This window comes from Segatella hominis (assembly GCF_004535825.1).
Classification (GTDB): Bacteria; Bacteroidota; Bacteroidia; order Bacteroidales; family Bacteroidaceae; genus Prevotella; species Prevotella hominis.
In genome coordinates this window covers 1-18,883 of the sequence record NZ_SGVY01000029.1, presented here as the reverse complement: position 1 = coordinate 18,883, position 18,883 = coordinate 1, and the positions used below count along the sequence as shown (strand labels likewise).

Here is an 18,883-nt window from a genome sequence, read left to right as displayed (position 1 = left end):
TACCAAATATTTTCCACTAAATTTTGCATTTCAACCTATAAAACATGCAAAAAAGCCAATATTCATTCCTTTTTCGGACAATCCTATCAGTTTTCTTGCATATTCTATATCGGTTTTATGAGATATATGCACATCTCATGAAAGGTATCCTTTCAGAAAAAAATCTACAAGGCCCAGACATTCGATTGGCGAGGACCTATTTCGATTTCCTTTTGAGTCAAACCGGACAGTTTCAGCTTCAGTGTTCGCGGCAAAGCATTGACAATTTTCAGCCATACCTTTCCCGACTTACTGTCTTTCACGACACTGACGCCCACATAGCGTTTCAAGACCTCCGGCAACTGCAAATCAGAAGCGATATAAACGTCACCACTATGTACGGAGAACATCTTCTGCACCTGATAGCTTTCTGTCGCGCGTACCTTATTATTATTAAAGTACATCATATCCGGATTCCAGTTGGCATAACCATCCTTGCAAAGCAGAGGTGCATAAGAGGTCATTTCCACCACATCGCCATTACGTTCCACACTACAGAGATGAATACCTTCTGCCAAGGCACGGTCCACCTCATTATTTCCATTGGCTGCATATTCACCGAGATATACCTTAGGCATACTACGGTCATAATGGTCGTAATAGTCCTGATGATTGATAAACCAACCTGGCTTTTCGTAATAATGCTCATCTACCGCATCAATATACTGTCGGTTTTCCTTAGCAATCTTCCAGCCTTCCACATAATCTGAAGAAGGATAATGGAAAGGTCCTACCGTTCCCACCACCTCGATATCAGGATATTTCTGCTTCAATGCCTTGCATATCATCAGATAACGCTCCTTGAATGTCGTAGAAATCAGGTCTTCGTTTCCGATTCCAATCATCTTCAGATTGAAAGGAGCCGGATGTCCTGCATCAGCACGCATCTTGGCCCATGAAGAAGTGGCAGGATCTCCATTCGCCCACTCCACCAGGTCGAGTACATCCTGTACATACTGTGGCATCTGGTCCATCGGAATACCTCCCTGCTGTCCGCAGAGTCCTTGCGCATTAGACTGTGAATTCTGACAAGGTACACCCGCTGCCAATACCGGCAATGGCTCTGCACCCATATCCTCGCACCATTGGAAATACTCATAGAAACCGAGTTGTCTGGTCTGATGATAATTCCAGATATTTCTGGCTGGTTTGCGATCCTTCAAGGGTCCTACCGTTTCCTTCCAATGATAGATATTGTCCAGACCCTGTCCATGCAACATACAACCGCCAGGGAAACGAACAAACTTCGGTTTGAGTTCTGCGATTTTCTCTGCCAGATCCTTGCGGAGTCCGTGACCTTTATAAGTATCATGAGGTTTCAGACTCACGAGATCAATACCCACCTGAGTCTCTCCCTTTGGAATAAGGGCCAAGCGGATGCCTTTACCCTCTTCGAGATTTCCCTGATATTTATCAGTAATGACCAGTTGCGCCTTATATTCAGACCACTCATTGCCAACAACCTTCACCTTAGCCTGTGATATAACATCCCCCGCTTCATCAACCAAAGCTACCATGAGTTGCTTATTCTTTCCATTCAGGCAACGAGCATACAAACTCACGTCATAATAAGAAGCAGCATGCTTTCCTTCCTTCTTCGCATCACGAGCACCTCGCAGGATAGAAATGCCATCCCATCCTATATTATAAATAGGTGTAGCACCCAACACCGCATAGTGAGGATTATTTTTGCTCACTCCGTTTTCTACGGAAACAGAAGACAAGTCCACTCCCTGCCAAGCAGTCGTTGCATTCCACGAATGCTTTCTATCATCCTTGTTGTATTCAAAATCACCGTTTTGAAGAAGTTCGGCACACAATCCGCCATCAGCAGCCCGACTGATATCTTCAAAGAAAATACCAATCAACTTATCTGAGATACGCTTCGTTTGTTTTCCGTCAACCACCAACTTCGCCTCTATCCTGTCGCTCTCATCCATCTGAGTAAGAACAGCCTTTTCACCATGCATGGCAACCTGTCTGTCATTATATTCCTTGACAAGCGCAGCCAGTTCCTGATTTGTTTTTGGAATCTGACGGTTATTTTCCCGATTCTCCTCATCCAAGGCCTTAAACCAAGCACGGATATAATTCAGGTGAACAGCAGGTATTTCAAACTCATCACCCTTCTGCATTTTACCATTGATCAGTACCGAATCCTTATCCCATAGGATTTCATCGGCAGAAGCTTCCAAGGAATCTTCCACAAAAGTACGGAAATCCTGAGAAGCCTGCACGTAGCGTTTTCCCTTTGCCGTCTTGATATAGATATCAAAATTACCATTTTCCATCTGGTAAGCAACAGGAGATTTCACTCCTTTCTCGGCTACAATGGGATAATCCTGCGGGCGCCATGTCACTAAATCTTCGGAATAAGCCACTGCAAACTGCGGAAATAATTCTCCCACACTCCACAAGGCACGCCAAGTTCCATCATTGGCCTGTACAACAGAGGGACTGTACATCTTCTTACCCGATCCCCAAGGACCATAATCAGAAGCACAAAGTTGTCCTACATCGATCCATTTTTCATTATCTGTCAGATACGCCAAATGTAATCCCTGGGTAGGATCAGGAGAATACAGGAACACCTGACAGGTCGTATCCTTACCCATCACGGAATAGGCAGGAGCATTCTGCTCATCCCAGAAGGCAGGATTACCCTTAGGATTCAACTTGCCACTCGCCATCAACGAGGTAAAGGAAAGTATAGCTGTAGAAGCCAATAAAATTTTATGGTTCATCTTCATTGATTTATGTTTTTAATAAGAGATATATCTACAAAAAAAGGGGCCGAGTGCATCACTGCGCCCTGCCCCGACCAAATTAGAGAGTTATAAAAAATCAAGTATTTGTTAAGCTTACTTGTTTCGCTTACAAGTATAAGTTGTTTGATACTTGTATTTTTTTTAGCATGGGGCTGCCTTGTCTGTAATAGCTATCAGACTCAGACCTCACCCCTACTTATAATATTCTTTTTTGCCAGCAGCGAGGGTATTCTTCATCAAAGAACAGATCGTCATCGGTCCTACACCACCAGGAACCGGTGTGATGAAAGAACATTTCTCTGCTACTTCATCAAACTTCACATCACCATTGAGACGGAAACCGCTTTTTTTAGTTGCATCAGGTACACGCGTTGTACCCACATCGATCACAACAGCACCCGGCTTCACCATATCAGCCGTTACGAAATCCGGTCTGCCGATAGCAGCGATGATAATATCAGCCTCACGACATTCCTCCTTCAGGTTCTTGGAATGAGAATGACAGACCGTTACCGTAGCATCACCATACTGCTTTTGCATCATCAGTTGAGCCATAGGCTTGCCAACGATATTGCTACGTCCGAGCACCACGCATTTCTTGCCACTGGTCTCGATATGATAATGCAGCAACAAGGTAAGAATACCCAATGGAGTGGCAGAAATGAAACAAGGAAGACCGATTGCCATTCTACCCACATTGACAGGATGGAAACCATCCACATCCTTGCGATAGTCTATCGCCATCGTCACCTTCTGCTCATCAATATGCTTAGGCAAAGGCAACTGTACGATGAATCCATCCACATCATCATCCTGATTGAGTCTGTCAACGCAAGCCAGAAGTTCCTCTTCTGTTACGTCATCTTCAAATCGGATCAGCGTAGATTTAAATCCACACTTTTCACAAGCCAAGACCTTGTTTTTCACATAGGTCTCACTACCTCCGTCGTGCCCCACGAGCACGGCCGCGAGATGAGGTTGCTTGCCACCTTGCGCTACTATCTGCTTCACCTCCTCGGCTATCTGTTCCTTGATGGCGGCTGCTGTCGCCTTTCCGTCGATTAGCTGCATTTGATTCAATATTAAATGTTAAGTATTTAATCACATTCCCGGCATCTTAGGCATACCTGGCATACCCTTCATGCGGCTCATCATCTGTGCCATCTTGTTGCCAGTCATCATCTGCATCATCTTGCGGGTCTGATCGAACTGCTTGATGAGCTTGTTCACATCCTGGATATTGGTACCAGAACCCTTGGCGATACGCTGACGGCGGCTGGTATTCAGAATACCAGGATTTGAGCGCTCCTTAGGAGTCATACTCTGGATGATAGCCTCAACCCCCTTGAAAGCATCCTCAGGGATATCAACATCGCGGATAGCCTTGCCGACTCCAGGAATCATGCTGGCCAAATCCTTGATGTTACCCATCTTCTTGATTTGCTGAATCTGAGCATAGAAGTCATTGAAGTCGAACTGGTTCTTGCGAATCTTCTTCTCCAACTTCTTAGCCTCCTCTAAGTCAAACTGCTCCTGAGCACGTTCTACGAGTGAAACCACGTCACCCATACCGAGGATACGGTCTGCCATACGAGCTGGATGGAATACGTCGATGGCTTCCATCTTTTCACCAGTACCGATAAACTTGATAGGCTTGGTTACCACTGTACGGATACTGAGTGCAGCACCACCACGGGTATCACCATCAAGCTTGGTAAGTACAACGCCATTGAAATCCAAGCGATCATTAAACTCCTTCGCTGTATTGACAGCATCCTGACCAGTCATGGAGTCAACAACAAACAAGGTTTCATCCGGGTGCAAATGATTCTTCAGATTACTGATCTCATTCATCATCTGCTCATCGATGGCAAGACGGCCGGCAGTATCGACGATGACCACATCATTGCCATTGGTCTTAGCCTGCTGGATGGCATGATCAGCAATCACGCATACATCCTTGTTGTCAGGCTCAGCATATACAGGAACTCCCACTTGCTCACCTACCACCTTCAACTGGTCGATAGCAGCAGGACGATATACGTCGCACGCTACGAGCAATGGTTTCTTTCCCTTCTTGGTCTTCAGCATATTAGCGAGCTTACCACTAAAGGTAGTCTTACCAGAACCCTGCAAACCACTCATCAGGATAATAGCAGGATGGCCTTCGAGCTTCAAAGGAGCCTCTTCGCCTCCCATCAACTCAGCCAACTCATCGTGTACCAACTTCACCATCAACTGTCCTGGCTTCACGGCAGTAAGCACGTTCATACCCAGCGCCTTTTCCTTCACAGAGTTGGTAAACTCCTTGGCAACCTTAAAGTTCACATCGGCATCCAAAAGTGCACGACGTACATCCTTCATGGTTTCAGCCACGTTGATTTCAGTTATCTTACCTTCACCTTTCAATATTTTGAAAGAGCGCTCTAATCTATCACTTAAATTTTCAAACATGTTTAATTCTTCTTTATATTTTGGCTACAAAATTACAACTTTTTTCCGAATTTCCATGTATAATTTATCATAAAAAATACCAATTCAAGAACATCATGCCTTGTTTTTTGGGCAATCGAGTATATTATAGCCATTTTATCACCTCTATTTCAGGGATTTCCCATCATTTTCCTCCAATTCCGGGACACTTTCCTCTTCTTTTTTCATACCGGGAGGAGAAAGCTGTATCTGCTTGCCCGTAGCCTGTTCATAGGCAGAGACTATCGGGTCTTTCTTGTCATATTCACCCAATATTTTCCGGGCATTCCGCAGATGTTTCTGGTCGCGACGACCACGACTGTCCAACATATTCCCCAAGTCAATACCGATACCAGTAGTTCCAGAGCCTATCATACTTGCAGCCTGCTGCACCTGGTCTTCCATATCCTTGACATGCTGCTGGTCTTTACCCCAGACTTCCACAGTTCCCAACTGCGTACTCTCAGGAATCAGAAAAACCGTATCAGGCAGTTCCTTCAGATAAACCGTTGTCTTCAAAAAGCCCGACTTAGAAACCGTAGCACTATCAAACTGATACTTCATAGACCAGTATCCCCGATAGTCCGTACGCGCCCAATGGTTATTGTTGGTATGGATAAGAGCCTCCCTGATAGGCACATGATCCTCCGCATTGGCAACAACACACGTCTTCTGCGCCATCACCTCCACGAACATCACGAATGCCATCAAGACCCATATAATCAATCTCTTCATAATCGTAACATTTAGTTATCACAAAAGTACATAATTACTTGAAAACGACCAAACATAAACACAGAAGTTTAAAAAGTTTAAGGAGAATTAAGGGAGAACACACAAACAAAAAAAAGAGCAAGGTCATCAAAACGCCTTGCTCTTATATACGATTCTATCAATCACAATATGATAGAGAATTCCTTATTCATTTTCAGCCCCAGTAGTACCACTCTTCTCAATACGCTTAGCCTCCTCAAGCAACTTGATGGCATCCACATACTGAGCAATACCCTGAGCCACTTCCTTGGCAGCCTTCATGGCTAAGACCACAGTCTGAGGACGGTGAACCACATCACCACCGGCAAAGACACCACGACGGGTAGTCATACCAAACGGACGATCAACAACCTTAACATAGCCCTTCTCATCCACCTCAATACCAGCTGTAGTAGAAACGATACGGTTTGCAGGACGAGAGCCGATAGCCAGATAGATTCTATCAAATTTCTCTACCTTCTCCCCATCAGGCGTGTTCAGCACACAACTGCCCAAGCGTCCGTTCTTACCTTTCAGGAAAGCCTCAACAGTAGTTTTCCACTCAAACTTCACACCTTCTTTCACAGCATCCTCATATTCGCTCTGAATGGCAGGCATCTCCTCCTGAGTCTTACGATAAAGCACTGTCACATCAGCACCCAGACGAATAGCCGTACGGGCGGCATCCATGGCCACATTACCACCACCGATCACACCCACTTTCTCGCCATCACGCAAAGGCACCATATCTCGTGTCAGGGCACCCTCATTGTAAGCATTCACATTATGGAGGAAATAAGTACTCTGACTTACACCATGCAACTTGCTTCCAGGAGTAGAATCCATATTCTGAGGCACACTCGTACCCGTTCCCATAAAGATCGCATCATATCCTGCACGGAAAAGACTGTCGATAGTTACATTGTTCTCGCCTACCATACAATTGGTAATAAACTGAACGCCCAATGCCTCGATCTTGCTCACCTCATCGCGCACCACACTCTTTGGCAGACGATACTCAGGAATACCATACATCAAGACACCACCCGGTTCAGCCTGACCTTCAAAGATGGTTACATTGAAGCCCTGACGAGCCAAATCACCGGCAACCGTCAAGCCAGCCGGACCTGAACCGATGACAGCCACACGACCACGAGTTTTCTGAGGAAGTTTCTCACGAGACAACTTCATCTTCGTATCGAAATCAGCAATAAACTGCTCCAGTTTACCAATCTGTACCGGTTTACCCTTCTTGCCCAAGACACAATGACCCTGGCATTGCTTCTCATGAGGGCAAACACGTCCGCAGATAGCAGGCAAGTTACTCTTTTCATTGATGATAGACATGGCAGCTCCCATATTACCCATCGACAACTCGTGTACGAAATCAGGAATGTCATTTTCTATCGGACATCCTTTACGGCACTGTGGGACCTTACAATGAAGACAACGCTTAGCCTCCTCGATCGCCTCACGGGTAGAAAAGCCCTCGTTTACAACCTGGAAAGCAGCTGCTGGCTCATTGGCAGCAGAAACAGGAGCATCCGTAGCCTTGTTATTCTGTTGTTCAATCTGTTCACTCATAATATTTTTCTTTTTTTTGATATTGAACTTCACTACTCTTCATTTAGATAGTTTGCGGGTGCAAAGTTACGAATCATCAATGCTCCTTGATTTCAATATCCTCCCTTACATGGTTACGAATCTTCGTCAGGAAGAGCTTCATGCGTTTGGCATCCTTGTGATCGATGATATCTATCAACTCTGCCAACTCTTCACGTATCTGAGAAACCTGTCCCGAAGTATAAGGATTGAAAAGGATTTCCTGCAAGAGATAATCATCCTCATTCAACACACCCTTGGCTATCTGCATGTGGCGCTTAAAGGTAGTACCAGGTGCATCTTGATGCTTCATCACAGCCGCAAAGGCAAAGGTGCTGACAAAAGGAATACTCAGCGAATATGCCACCGTCTGGTCGTGCTCATCAAAAGTATATTCATGCAGACTCAATCCCAACTTCTGATACAAGTCCTTAAAGAAGATCTTGCCCATGTAGTCACCCTCCTTGATGATGACCGCATTCTCCTCTGAAAGTTGATTCAGATTGGCAAACGTAGGACCAAACATCGGGTGCGTACTGACATAGCGGAATCCGCTCTTCTCATAAAACTCCTGTAAACCCGTCTTCACGGAAGCTATATCACTGATGATACAATCCTTCGACAAATGAGGCAACACCTCTTCGAAAGCAGACAAAGTATATTTCACCGTCACCGCATTGATGACCAGTTCCGGACGAAACATCTCTACTTCCTCCATCTTGGTAAAACGGTAACAGTTGTAGGTAAAACGAAGGCGCTTAGCATCCTTCTCATACACTGCCACCTCATGATCGAAGCTGAGCAGGTCGATGAAAAAACTTCCCATCTTACCTGCTCCCATGATTAATATTCTCATTTTAATTCTTCACTCTTCGTTCTTCACTCTTCACTTAAATATTACTTCTGATTCAAAATTTCCAACTGCTGGCGAACACTTTCCTCATGGATATGCTCGAAGATCTGGGCAGCAAACTCAGAGCTCATACCACAAAGGGCAGCCTGTGCACCGCGCTTGTCCAGAATTTCATTGTAACGGTTGGTCTGTACGATGGTCATATTGTGCTCCTTCTTGTAAGTACCAATCTCACGGCAAACACGCATACGCTTAGCCAAGAGATCCATCAGCTGGTTGTCCAACTCATCAATCTGACCACGCAACTGATGCAGACCTTCAGTAGAATAATGCTCATCACGAACCACCAAGAGACTCAGGATGTAATCCAGAACCTCAGGAGTAACCTGCTGCTTAGCATCACTCCAAGCATCATCAGGCTGGCAGTGACTCTCCACGATCAAGCCATCAAACCCAAGGTCCATTGCCTGCTGACAAAGTGGAGCGATCAAATCACGACGACCACCGATATGGCTTGGGTCACAGATGATAGGCAACTGTGGAATGCGGCGATGCAACTCAATAGGAATCTGCCACATAGGAAGATTTCTATAAATCTTTTTATCAAAGCTGGAGAAACCACGATGGATAGCACCCAACTTCTTGATACCAGCCTGATTGATACGCTGGAGAGCACCAATCCACAGCTCCAAATCAGGGTTTACAGGGTTTTTCACCAATACCGGTACATCCACGCCTTTCAAACTGTCAGCAAGAGACTGCATCGCAAAAGGATTGGCAGAAGTACGTGCACCGATCCATAGAATATCGATACCATACTTCAAGGCCAGCTCCACATGCTCAGGTGTAGCCACCTCAGTAGCAGTCAGCATACCGGTTTCCTCCTTCACCTGCTTCATCCAAGGCAAAGCAACCTCACCATTTCCCTCAAAACCGCCTGGTTTGGTGCGAGGCTTCCATACACCAGCTCTAAACATATGGCAACCCTTGGCAGCCAACTGTCTTGCTGTTGTCATAACCTGCTCTTCTGTCTCTGCAGAACATGGACCTGCAATCACACAAGGGCGTTCCTGATCACTAGGAAAATTCAATGGTTCTAATTCTAATTCCATAGTCGTATATTTTTATTGTTTTTATTTCTTTTCAAACACACTCTTGATTCTTTCAAGCGCCTCCTTCATTTTCTCATCCTTAGCACACAAGCTGATACGAACATAACGCTTTCCGTTGCTTCCAAAGATGAAACCAGGGGTGATAAACACACGGGCTTCATGGAGCACCTTCTCCGTCAAATCCTCTACATCTGCATACTTTTCCGGAATTTTTCCCCAGAGGAACATACCCACCTGATTCGGATCGAACTTGCAATCGAGCACCTTCATGATTTCTTCTGCGATATCACGGCGACGGCGATAGTTCACGATATTATACTCATGATGCCATTCATCGCTATTCGTATTGAAAGCCTCCGCAGCAGCCAACTGAATACCACGGAACGAACCGTTGTCGATATTACTCTTCACTTTCAGGATCCAGGAGATGAAAGTCTTGTTGCTGGAGATCATCGCCACACGCCATCCCGGCATATTATGGCTCTTGCTCATAGAATTAAACTCGATGCAACAATCCTTTGCACCAGGCACCTGCATGATACTCATCGGATGCTCATTCAGCACAAGCGAATAAGGATTGTCATTCACCACCACGATATCATGCTTCTTGGCAAATTCCACCAATCTTTCGTAAGTTTCCATGCGGGCATTTCCACCCGTTGGCATGTTCGGATAGTTGGTCCACATCAGCTTCACGCGACTCAAGTCCATCTTCTCCAAGGCTTCAAAGTCCGGTTGCCACCCATTGTCCTCACGCAGATCATAATAAGTAATCTTGGTTCCAAGAATCTTGTTGATGGCAGTATAGGTAGGATAACCCGGGTTTGGAATCAGCACCTCATCGCCCACATTGCAGAAGGCAAGCGTTACGTGCAAAATACCCTCTTTGCTACCGATAAGCGGCTGGATTTCCGTAGCCCAGTCAAGATCTACATTATACCATCGCTTATAGAAACCCGCCATCGCCTTACGCAACTCAGGTATGCCCACGGTAGGCTGATAACCATGTGCATCAGGGCGCTGTGCTACCTCACACAATTTATCAATGGTCTGCTTAGAAGGAGGCATATCCGGACTTCCAATAGCAAGACTGATAATATCCATTCCTTCGGCATTCAACTTAGCCACTTCCTTCAGTTTTCTACTGAAGTAGTATTCTTGAATTTCCGTTACTCTATTCGCTGGCTGTATCATTTTATCTAATGTTTATTTTTAATGTTCAATGTTTCATGTTAAATTGCAAGAGCATACGAATTTTTCACTCTTTCTCCTCATATTCCCCTAACACCTTGATTTTCTTCACCAGAGGAGTAATTGCATCAATACTCTGGCGGTATCGGGTAAGGTTGTCGAAAGTCAAATCGACATAGAAGAGATACTCCCATTCGTGTCCGATATTAGGCAAAGACTGAATCTTCGTCAGATTGATATCATAGAAACTCAAGATGGTGAGCACTTTGGAGAGAGAACCCTTATCGTGAGAGAGGCTGAACACGATGCTCGCCTTGTTGGCTTTCTCTATCGGACGAAGCAATGCAGCCTTCTGCGGATTGCAAACCACGAGAAAACGGGTAAAATTGTGCGGATTATCGTGGATGCCTTCCTGCAGCACCTTCATGCCATACATCTGAGCAGCATAAGAAGAGCAGATAGCCGCCCACCCTCTCACATGGTGTTTAGCAATATAAGCTGCCGAACCCGCCGTATCCTCAGCCTCCACCGCCTTCAAGTCGGGATGGTTGGCAAGAAACTTACCGCACTGCATCAAAGCTACAGGATGAGAGTGAACCTCTTGGAGTGTACTCCAATCATCCTCGGGAAGACAACAGATACTATGTTCGATGTGCAGCCTATGCTCACCCACCACAGTAGTACCACTCTGTCGTAGCAACTCATAATTGTGAAGCAAACTGCCAGCAATGGTATTTTCGATGGCAGTGATGCCGATGACAGTAGGATCACGCTTGATGTTCTCAAACACCTCTTCGAAGGTAGCACAACAAATCAACTCTATCTGCTCGCCCTCGAAATACTCATGTGCAGTAATGTCATGAAATGATCCTAACTCACCTTGTATTGCTATTCTCTTCATTGCCTCTTTTTCTTTTATTAGTTTGAATATCCTCAAGACTCATCCAGAAGAAGACTCTTACGAAAAACGGTCCTGCTCCATATAGAGCGGGACCGTTTCGATAGATTTCTTAATCTTATATCCTAAGTTGAAATTTACACGCAACTTCCCGCTTTACAATTGCTTGCAAAGTAAAAGTAAAAGCTAAAATAGTACGCATTAAACTTCATATTCTTTCTTGTTTTAATTGTTTGATATTATACGCTTGCAAAAGTAGTGTTTTTTTCTGATACCACCAAACAAATTGATAGTTTTTTCTACATTTTGCTTATATTTTTCGATAAATCCCCTACTTTCAACCGATTTTTATCATAAAAATACGTTTTTTATCTACAAAACTTGTATTTTATCTGCAATGTTCCTTACCTTCGGCTTTAAATTCCCCCGTCACAGCATCCGCCTCCTGAGGATTCATTTCCAGGTAACTCTGCATATCTTTCTCCGCATTCACCTTGTCACCCTTCGCCAGATAGATTGCACCACGCTCTTTGAAAGCGATGGCAGAGAATGGGTTCACGTCTATTACCTTATTATAATAGGAGATAGCATCATCCATCTTTCCCTGAGCCAGCAGAATACGAGCCTCCAGGAGAAGCACCTCCTCTACAGGCTCCTCCAACTGTTCAAGAAGCCAGGCAGCATCTTCCTCTGCACCCTTCACATCACCCAACTTCAAAAGCGTTTCGCCACGCAGCAATCTGGATTGTACCGCCTGCGCCAAACCCTCCTGCTGTTTTTCAGCCAAAAGAATACTCTTCGTCAGCATGGCAATGGTATTGATCACATCACCCTGTCCCAAGCAAGCCTTGGCATACAGGAATAGCAGGTGAGCATCATCCTTGTCGATGAGCATCCCCTTCTCACAGGCATGTGACATCGCCCCATAATCCTCCATCATATAAGTCACCTCAGCCATACGAACAAAAATCTGCTTGTTATCCGGCTGAGCCTCCGACAACTTGCGAAGCTGATCATAAGCCTGCGCGAGTTCACCTTTCTGGATAAGAGCCAGAGAAAGAAAATCACGCACCTCCAAAACATCCTGATCCTCTTTGGAAGCATCCCCCTCTTCATCTACCTGTTTAGCCTGCAACGCATTGGTCAGACACTTGATGGCATAATCCATCTGTCCCTGATGCATCGCCCGCACACCATCATATTTCAGCACCTCGAAATCCTTGGCAGACTGATCTTCCTTCTTATCTTCAGACGACTCACTTTTGCCGCCAAAAAAACGCTTAAAAAATCCCATAAAGTCTATGTTTAAGTCAATGATTATTTTAATAAAAAACACGTTTAAATTCCAATTCTACTGGAAAAACCCTTGCAAAAGTAATGTTTTTCCACGATTATTCCAAATTTTTACATCAATACTTTGTCGTTTTAAATAATATTCATACCTTTGCAGTCGAAAAAGAAAGAAGAAAATTAATTTTAATTTATATAATTTTTCAAAACAAAGAATAATACGACGACATGAAAAGTTTATTTTTGATGATTGCCACCTTGTTGGTTAGCGGATTCGCAAAGGCACAAACCAACGCACAGGTCCTGTATGATTTCGGTTCTGACCGTAAGTTCGTAACCCTCACCCTTGAAATGTTCAAGCAGGACAAATGGGGTAACACCTATTTCTTCGTGGATCATGATTTCAATCTGAATCAGATGACAGACCCAAATACGGGCAACAAGTACGCACACAACATGTCACAAGGTGGTACTTATACCGAGATTTCTCGCGCCCTCAACTTTTGGCAGAACTCTAAATTGAAGAATTTGAGTCTCCATGCCGAGTATAATGGTGGTATTTATAAGGATTATCCTATCAACAATGCATGGCTTTTCGGTGTAGAGTATTTCATGCACGACAAGAGTTTCAAAAACACATTGACTTTGCAGGCACTCTATAAGACGATTCGCAAAACAGAGCAGAATGTCCCAATGCAGTTTACTGCAGTATGGGGTTGCAAGGACATCTTTGGCGTAAAAGGTTTGAACTTTAGCGGTTTTGCAGATTTCTGGTGGGAGAACCACAGTTCATTCAAGGACAAGCATGGCAATTTGAAGTTTAACGATGAGGGCGAAGTAGCTTACACCGCCGAGCATACCGTCTTCACATCAGAGCCACAGCTTTGGTATAATGTAGGTCAGCACTTCGGTTGCAACAATCTCAGCGTAGGTGGCGAGGTAGAGATCAGCAATAATTTCGGTTCCAATGCCGGTTTCATGGTTCGACCATGCTTAGGCGCCAAGTGGGAATTCTAACACACAAAAGAAATTTTGATATAAAAAAACCATGAAGCCTGCCAGATTTGCTCTGGCAGGCTTTCCGTTCTCATCCAGACCACCCTCGTAGCAGATGCCGATTCTCATTCTTGTTCTTCTTCAAATTGATCTGAATCATTTTCTATTAATTTAATTTTAGTAACCAGATGCAATGAGGGCTACCGCGGATTCACCATCTGTTGCATCGCCAACCGTTCTGATTGACAATGCAAAGGTACGAAATAAAAAATCCCCAATGTCGTTTAATGTCACTTAATGTCGTTTAATGTCATTTAATGTCACGATAAAGTTGATTTTTTTTCAAAATTGCGGTTCTCCGAGGTGTTTCTTTTTATCCAACGTGTCAATCGACGCAGCTCAGAAACAAGTCATTTTCGACCTGCAAACAAGTTATTTCCGATCTACAAACAAGTCATTTCCAATTCGTAAATAAGTCATTTCCGACCTCTAAATAAGTTATTTGCGACCCTCCCCTTTTGAACGTTCATCCGCACATTTCTTTCCGATAGCCAAGCGCTTTCTGTAGGCCTCGGTAAAGCCCTTGATAGAAGTATCCAGGGTGATGTAAGACTCGATCTGAGGAAGATCATTGATCGGACAGCTCATTTTAGAGTTGAGCGACTGAAAAAATGATGGACGATGAAGGGCGTCCATTCCCTTTTGATTAACTTTCATTTTGTAGGTTTTAATTATTTTGTTAAAAATTTTGCGCCTCCTTTCTAAGTGCCATTAGAGTGAACCTTAGGTGAAGCTTTGGTGAATAGTGAGGCTTTTACCCTACTTTTTATACGAAATAAGGTATAAATAAGGGTATTATAACTATCTGATTATCATTTCTTTATATCTTTATATACGCGCTGTCTATATATATTAAAAAAGAAAGGGTTCACCACTTGCCCGAAAAAGTGAACCCTGTAAAAAAGGGTTCACACCTCTAAAAGGCATTTTTTTGAGGGTGGAGACCTGCCGTTTATGGTTATTGTTTTTGTATTCATTTTTTATTTTAATTTTAAAACGTGCAGCAAAAGTAGGTAGAAATGATTTTTTTGGCGAGAAAACGGCAGAACAGATGAAAGCCGAATATAGGGAAGTTATTAGTTTGCTCCGCAAGGGGTATTTCATTCGAGATGTTGCAAAGTTGAGTGGTAAAGGGGCGTGAGTACGGTACAACGAGTGAAGCGATTAATAAAAGTACAATCATCGCAATAATACTATTGATTTTACGTTCTTTTCAAAGAAAGGGGTTGTGTGAGAGTTGTTTAAAGGCTAAAAGCATTACCTTTGTAAATAATATCAAAACAGAGTATAATGGAAGAATGCCTTTGAGGTCACCCCTCAACTTGACTCTCTTTCTTCACTTAAAGAGACGGAAGGTCTGAAATACGTCATACTTCCAAACAGTGAAAAGGAAATGAGGCTTGACTCTGATTTTATAAAGGGAATGCCTGCTCTATCCAAGGAGTTTTGGTCTGGAGGGTTGAAGGCAGGGCGTTACTTCACGGAAATTGGTTACAACAATCAAGTTGAGAAATTAAAAGAGAAAGTGATGTCAAGAGTTTGCGATATTGATGCTTACTTCGAGAAATGGCATGGATGCCATTGTCCGAACCTTGTAAAATGGGATGGGGAATTGATTGAAAGAAGATAAAGTTGTACTTCCTGCGGATTGCAAGTCCGCAGAGACTAAAAAGAACATCAAATGAGATACATTGATTTTAGCTCAGTAAAGGAAACAATAGGGAAGATTTACTTTGGTATTTGTATTTGTGTTTTTGCTTATACCGTTATTGGTGTACCTATACTATTAGGTATGCTGAAAAAGCATGGTGTGAAAACAGAAGCCGTCATTACACCTAATACTTCGTCTTGGCTCCATCGCTATACTACGAACTGTTATCTGTATGAGTTTCAAGTCGGAGATAAAACTTATGATGGAAATTCGCTTGTGGAGGAAGGTGATTATCGCAAGATTGGCACCAGGGTACAAGTGCTATACTTGGATTGGTATCCTTCTTTCAACAGACCTACGTATTATTGGGATGATTAATCGCTTTCTGCGGATTGCAAGTCCGCAAGGCTCAAATAAACACAATTATGGAAGAAAAGATAAAGCTAAGAGATAAACTTGCAGATATTGCTTTGCAATGGCAAGCAATTTTTGGAGTTGCACCGTCTATTACAAGTTCCATTTCTGAATATGATGCAGCAATGTTGGTTGGTATGTCAGAAAAAGAATACTCTGATTACATGAGAGATAAAACTTCTGTTGCCAAAGGGACGGATTTCATTTATAGAAATATAAGGTATCAAGTAAAAGCCAATCGCCCAAGCGGTAAAAAAGGAAGTAAAGTAACGATGGTTCCCAAAGCCTCGAACTACGAATGGGACAGGTTAATTTGGATATTATATGACAAGGACTATGTAATGCAAGAAGCATGGGAATGGTATATGAAAGACTATAAAATGGCGTTTGAAAACAAAAAAAGATTATCTCCCGAAGACTACAGAAAAGGGCACTGCCTGTATCATAGATAACAGAAAATCGTGGATTCAAAAAACCACAAAAACGAATAGCTTTATGATAGAAAAAATAATGTCTAAACTTGGAATGGTCGTTTTATGGTGCATTGTCATCATATATGGCATAGGTGTCATCACTCATATCTGCTCAGATATTATCGGTGTTGTCGTGCTTGTCATTTTGGCTGTTATATCGATTGCTTTTGTTCTCTTTGCCAAAAGATACAAAATATGGTTCAAGAGGCGAGTCAAGATGCTTAGTACGGTTTGTGAGAAGTCGCCCGATGATTCTTACATCATGCCCGAAGAAAAGTTTACCGAATCTTTTGATTCTGCCAACTTCTTCATACAGTACAAGCCTGAGACGAAGGAGTTCTTTTTCAGCAGCTACTATTACCTTATTTTTCCTGATTACGTTAAGACTTGGAGCAAGGCGGTTAAGGAGATCCAAGCACTTGTTTCTAAGGAAGCGCCTAAAACAAAAGTCGAAGTAAATTCTGTAGGTCAGATTGGCAAGGACTTCACGCTGATAATGTCTCCAAAGGATGCCAAGAAAAGTTTTTTGTTGTCCTTGGCTCATTTGTGCATCCGTCTGAGAAAACAACTTCCATGCAACAATAGAATATTGATATACAAGTTCTATTTCAAGATAAAGGTGTTCGACACGGTTTGCTATGGCGAGTTTGATTGCGTGAGAGTATCAAGGGCTATTACAATTTCTGCGGATGGCAACTATTGCGTAGCTAATGTCGAAATAGATGGTTGCTTTCCAGAAGATTTCATCAAACACAATCCTCCGATGTCCATCATCCTGCAATATGACTTGTATTCGATAGAAACCAATATGTTGGTTAGCAAAGAGGAATTCGATGCCTATTGGGAGAAATGCAAGGATTTATGCGAATCATAATCATTGGAGAACGGTGAGGAGCTATTTTATTTGAAAGATTCCGGGGCAACTGTTTGTTCTCTACGAGTTAAAAAACTTCTTATAAGTAACACTATCTCAAATGTCTCTTTTGAAGACTTGGATAAAGGGTGTAGTCTATACAAGAGTAAAATGTCACATGACAGGTCAATAACATCATCCCCAAGCGTTACAGTTGACAGTTTCCAAAAACGATTTTTTTTGCTGTACAGATAACAAATAACAGATAACAGATAACAGTTTCCATAAACCATTTTTCGTTTCAAGCGTTAAATATTACTATTTGCACGGATAAATAAGTTAAAAAATGTGTTTTTTTCTGGATAGCAAAGAAAAAAAAATAGTATTTTTGTGATATTAAGTCAAACCGTAAAATAACATGAGTATGAAAAGACTATTTTTTATGTTTCTTGCCCTCTTGTTGTGTGTAATGGTACAAGCACAGGACAATGTTGAAATTACCTTAAACAACGGAAATGTGGTTAAGGGAGTCACAAAAACTTTATTTATGCTTGATGATGGTGATGTCGTTGTTACTAAAGATTCCAACTCTAAAGAAAAGAAAGAATACAAATCTACAGAGATAAAGAGCATTAAGTACTACGATTCAAAATCTAAAAAGTGGATAAAGTTCGTTCCGCTTATGGCGCAAAAATCATTGCCAAGCGTTTGGAACAAAAATCCAAAACCATACAAAACTCCGATATTCCTCAAACCTGTGTATGAAGGGGAAAATGTGTCTGCCTATATACACTATATCTCAACAATAACAAATACCAAAACATTACATTTGGAAGGCACAAACTATGTTTTCTATTTTAAGGTAAAGAATGAAGATGTGGCAAAGGGTTATTGTATGGGAAGTAGTATTGGTGCGAAAATGTTGCTTAAAATTGTATTTAAGCCATATCCTGTGATGAAAGAAACTGTGTCTAATTTAGATACGAAAGAATTTTATAAAGATCCTATTTCGTTAATAAGGACTTTTGATAGTCTGTTGAAATAGAATATCTGTTTTAAGTATTCTAACTGTGTATAATTGTCATAAGGCAAAGTGATTTTTCCTTATGACAATTATTTTCATCCTTGAAAAGAAATATACTATAAGAGTTCATATCTCTACATGTTAAATTATTAATTGCTGATAACTATGAGACTGAAGCCAAAACTCCTCAATGCAATAATATTAGGATTGACAATGTTCCTTTCAATGCAAACCACTTGTGCTGCTTGCAACCCATCAATGGCCATTCAGCAAAAGAAAGTGGCAACTGTTGGCAAAAAGAGGGTTGCCATTAGCAAAAAGAGAGTTGTCAAGAGCAAGAAGAGAACCTATCGCAAGGCTTCGGCGCGTAAATATTCGCATAGGGAACTGAACGCCATTATGCGGATACTTGAGCGGAAGTTCCTGTCGGAAGA

At 42.7% G+C, this 18,883-nt stretch carries 18 protein-coding genes and 1 pseudogene; 8 read left to right on the top strand and 11 right to left on the bottom strand.

Going from position 1 to position 18,883, the window contains the following annotated elements; genetic code table 11:
• Positions 1-164 precede the first annotated feature (164 nt).
• From EXN75_RS10930 to EXN75_RS10885, 10 genes are all read right to left on the bottom strand, one after another.
• Positions 165-2,783: an alpha-L-arabinofuranosidase C-terminal domain-containing protein gene (locus tag EXN75_RS10930; protein ID WP_342776609.1), complete on the bottom strand. Its 2,619-nt coding sequence runs from the start codon at positions 2,781-2,783 to the stop codon at positions 165-167.
• A gap of 216 nt (positions 2,784-2,999) precedes the next feature.
• Positions 3,000-3,878, bottom strand: a complete 879-nt coding sequence (gene folD, locus EXN75_RS10925; protein WP_134843843.1) for a bifunctional methylenetetrahydrofolate dehydrogenase/methenyltetrahydrofolate cyclohydrolase FolD — start codon at positions 3,876-3,878, stop codon at positions 3,000-3,002.
• Positions 3,879-3,908: 30 nt separating this feature from the next.
• On the bottom strand, positions 3,909-5,261 hold the full coding sequence (ffh, locus tag EXN75_RS10920; protein WP_134843842.1) for a signal recognition particle protein: 1,353 nt from the start codon (positions 5,259-5,261) through the stop codon (positions 3,909-3,911).
• A 144-nt stretch (positions 5,262-5,405) separates the two neighbouring features.
• Positions 5,406-6,014 carry a hypothetical protein gene (locus EXN75_RS10915; protein WP_134843841.1) on the bottom strand — a complete coding sequence of 203 codons (609 nt, stop codon included), beginning with the start codon at positions 6,012-6,014 and terminating at the stop codon, positions 5,406-5,408.
• Between the two features lie 183 nt (positions 6,015-6,197).
• Positions 6,198-7,616 carry an NAD(P)-dependent oxidoreductase gene (locus tag EXN75_RS10910; RefSeq protein WP_246031373.1) on the bottom strand — a complete coding sequence of 473 codons (1,419 nt, stop codon included), beginning with the start codon at positions 7,614-7,616 and terminating at the stop codon, positions 6,198-6,200.
• A gap of 76 nt (positions 7,617-7,692) precedes the next feature.
• A complete protein-coding gene (locus tag EXN75_RS10905) occupies positions 7,693-8,490 on the bottom strand; it encodes a prephenate dehydrogenase/arogenate dehydrogenase family protein (RefSeq protein WP_118117107.1) in 798 nt (265 codons plus the stop codon).
• A gap of 41 nt (positions 8,491-8,531) precedes the next feature.
• On the bottom strand, positions 8,532-9,599 hold the full coding sequence (locus EXN75_RS10900; protein ID WP_134843840.1) for a bifunctional 3-deoxy-7-phosphoheptulonate synthase/chorismate mutase type II: 1,068 nt from the start codon (positions 9,597-9,599) through the stop codon (positions 8,532-8,534).
• 21 nt (positions 9,600-9,620) lie between these two features.
• On the bottom strand, positions 9,621-10,793 hold the full coding sequence (locus EXN75_RS10895; protein WP_134843839.1) for a pyridoxal phosphate-dependent aminotransferase: 1,173 nt from the start codon (positions 10,791-10,793) through the stop codon (positions 9,621-9,623).
• Between the two features lie 64 nt (positions 10,794-10,857).
• Positions 10,858-11,691, bottom strand: coding sequence for a prephenate dehydratase (locus EXN75_RS10890; RefSeq protein WP_022111264.1), 834 nt, complete (start codon positions 11,689-11,691; stop codon positions 10,858-10,860).
• Between the two features lie 385 nt (positions 11,692-12,076).
• Positions 12,077-12,982: a tetratricopeptide repeat protein gene (locus EXN75_RS10885; protein ID WP_134843838.1), complete on the bottom strand. Its 906-nt coding sequence runs from the start codon at positions 12,980-12,982 to the stop codon at positions 12,077-12,079.
• A gap of 224 nt (positions 12,983-13,206) precedes the next feature.
• Between EXN75_RS10885 and EXN75_RS10880 the strand changes: the two genes are divergently transcribed.
• A complete protein-coding gene (locus tag EXN75_RS10880; RefSeq protein WP_134843837.1) occupies positions 13,207-13,995 on the top strand; it encodes a DUF5020 family protein in 789 nt (262 codons plus the stop codon).
• A gap of 477 nt (positions 13,996-14,472) precedes the next feature.
• On the opposite strand, the gene EXN75_RS10875 is transcribed toward EXN75_RS10880, so the two are convergent.
• A complete protein-coding gene (locus EXN75_RS10875) occupies positions 14,473-14,691 on the bottom strand; it encodes a hypothetical protein (protein WP_134843836.1) in 219 nt (72 codons plus the stop codon).
• 376 nt (positions 14,692-15,067) lie between these two features.
• Here EXN75_RS10875 and EXN75_RS18265 point away from each other — a divergent pair.
• From EXN75_RS18265 to EXN75_RS10840, 7 genes and pseudogenes are all read left to right on the top strand, one after another.
• Positions 15,068-15,225: pseudogene (locus EXN75_RS18265) on the top strand (helix-turn-helix domain-containing protein); the annotation flags it as partial.
• A gap of 202 nt (positions 15,226-15,427) precedes the next feature.
• A complete protein-coding gene (locus EXN75_RS10865) occupies positions 15,428-15,664 on the top strand; it encodes a hypothetical protein (protein WP_134843835.1) in 237 nt (78 codons plus the stop codon).
• Positions 15,665-15,826: 162 nt separating this feature from the next.
• On the top strand, positions 15,827-16,063 hold the full coding sequence (locus EXN75_RS10860; protein WP_134843834.1) for a hypothetical protein: 237 nt from the start codon (positions 15,827-15,829) through the stop codon (positions 16,061-16,063).
• 47 nt (positions 16,064-16,110) lie between these two features.
• Positions 16,111-16,551 carry a hypothetical protein gene (locus EXN75_RS10855; protein WP_134843833.1) on the top strand — a complete coding sequence of 147 codons (441 nt, stop codon included), beginning with the start codon at positions 16,111-16,113 and terminating at the stop codon, positions 16,549-16,551.
• Positions 16,552-16,594: 43 nt separating this feature from the next.
• Positions 16,595-17,446 (top strand): hypothetical protein, encoded by an 852-nt coding sequence (locus tag EXN75_RS10850; protein WP_134843832.1) that lies wholly within the window; start codon positions 16,595-16,597, stop codon positions 17,444-17,446.
• 403 nt (positions 17,447-17,849) lie between these two features.
• Positions 17,850-18,470: a hypothetical protein gene (locus EXN75_RS10845; protein ID WP_134843831.1), complete on the top strand. Its 621-nt coding sequence runs from the start codon at positions 17,850-17,852 to the stop codon at positions 18,468-18,470.
• Positions 18,471-18,614: 144 nt separating this feature from the next.
• On the top strand, positions 18,615-18,883 hold a 269-nt coding region (locus tag EXN75_RS10840), incomplete at its 3' end, for a hypothetical protein (protein WP_134843830.1).

Bases quoted from the DNA above. Each gene is read 5' to 3' on its own strand.
- EXN75_RS10845 (WP_134843831.1), top strand. From the start codon at position 17,850: ATGAAAAGACTATTTTTTATGTTTCTTGCCCTCTTGTTGTGTGTAATG.
- EXN75_RS10880 (WP_134843837.1), top strand. From the start codon at position 13,207: ATGAAAAGTTTATTTTTGATGATTGCCACCTTGTTGGTTAGCGGATTC.
- EXN75_RS10915 (WP_134843841.1), bottom strand. From the start codon at position 6,014: ATGAAGAGATTGATTATATGGGTCTTGATGGCATTCGTGATGTTCGTG.
- folD (WP_134843843.1), bottom strand. From the start codon at position 3,878: ATGCAGCTAATCGACGGAAAGGCGACAGCAGCCGCCATCAAGGAACAG.
- EXN75_RS10885 (WP_134843838.1), bottom strand. From the start codon at position 12,982: ATGGGATTTTTTAAGCGTTTTTTTGGCGGCAAAAGTGAGTCGTCTGAA.
- EXN75_RS10895 (WP_134843839.1), bottom strand. From the start codon at position 10,793: ATGATACAGCCAGCGAATAGAGTAACGGAAATTCAAGAATACTACTTC.
- EXN75_RS10930 (WP_342776609.1), bottom strand. From the start codon at position 2,783: ATGAACCATAAAATTTTATTGGCTTCTACAGCTATACTTTCCTTTACC.
- EXN75_RS10860 (WP_134843834.1), top strand. From the start codon at position 15,827: ATGCTGAAAAAGCATGGTGTGAAAACAGAAGCCGTCATTACACCTAAT.
- EXN75_RS10890 (WP_022111264.1), bottom strand. From the start codon at position 11,691: ATGAAGAGAATAGCAATACAAGGTGAGTTAGGATCATTTCATGACATT.
- EXN75_RS10905 (WP_118117107.1), bottom strand. From the start codon at position 8,490: ATGAGAATATTAATCATGGGAGCAGGTAAGATGGGAAGTTTTTTCATC.
- ffh (WP_134843842.1), bottom strand. From the start codon at position 5,261: ATGTTTGAAAATTTAAGTGATAGATTAGAGCGCTCTTTCAAAATATTG.
- EXN75_RS10900 (WP_134843840.1), bottom strand. From the start codon at position 9,599: ATGGAATTAGAATTAGAACCATTGAATTTTCCTAGTGATCAGGAACGC.
- EXN75_RS10910 (WP_246031373.1), bottom strand. From the start codon at position 7,616: ATGAGTGAACAGATTGAACAACAGAATAACAAGGCTACGGATGCTCCT.
- EXN75_RS10850 (WP_134843832.1), top strand. From the start codon at position 16,595: ATGATAGAAAAAATAATGTCTAAACTTGGAATGGTCGTTTTATGGTGC.
- EXN75_RS10875 (WP_134843836.1), bottom strand. From the start codon at position 14,691: ATGAAAGTTAATCAAAAGGGAATGGACGCCCTTCATCGTCCATCATTT.
- EXN75_RS10865 (WP_134843835.1), top strand. From the start codon at position 15,428: ATGAGGCTTGACTCTGATTTTATAAAGGGAATGCCTGCTCTATCCAAG.
- EXN75_RS10855 (WP_134843833.1), top strand. From the start codon at position 16,111: ATGGAAGAAAAGATAAAGCTAAGAGATAAACTTGCAGATATTGCTTTG.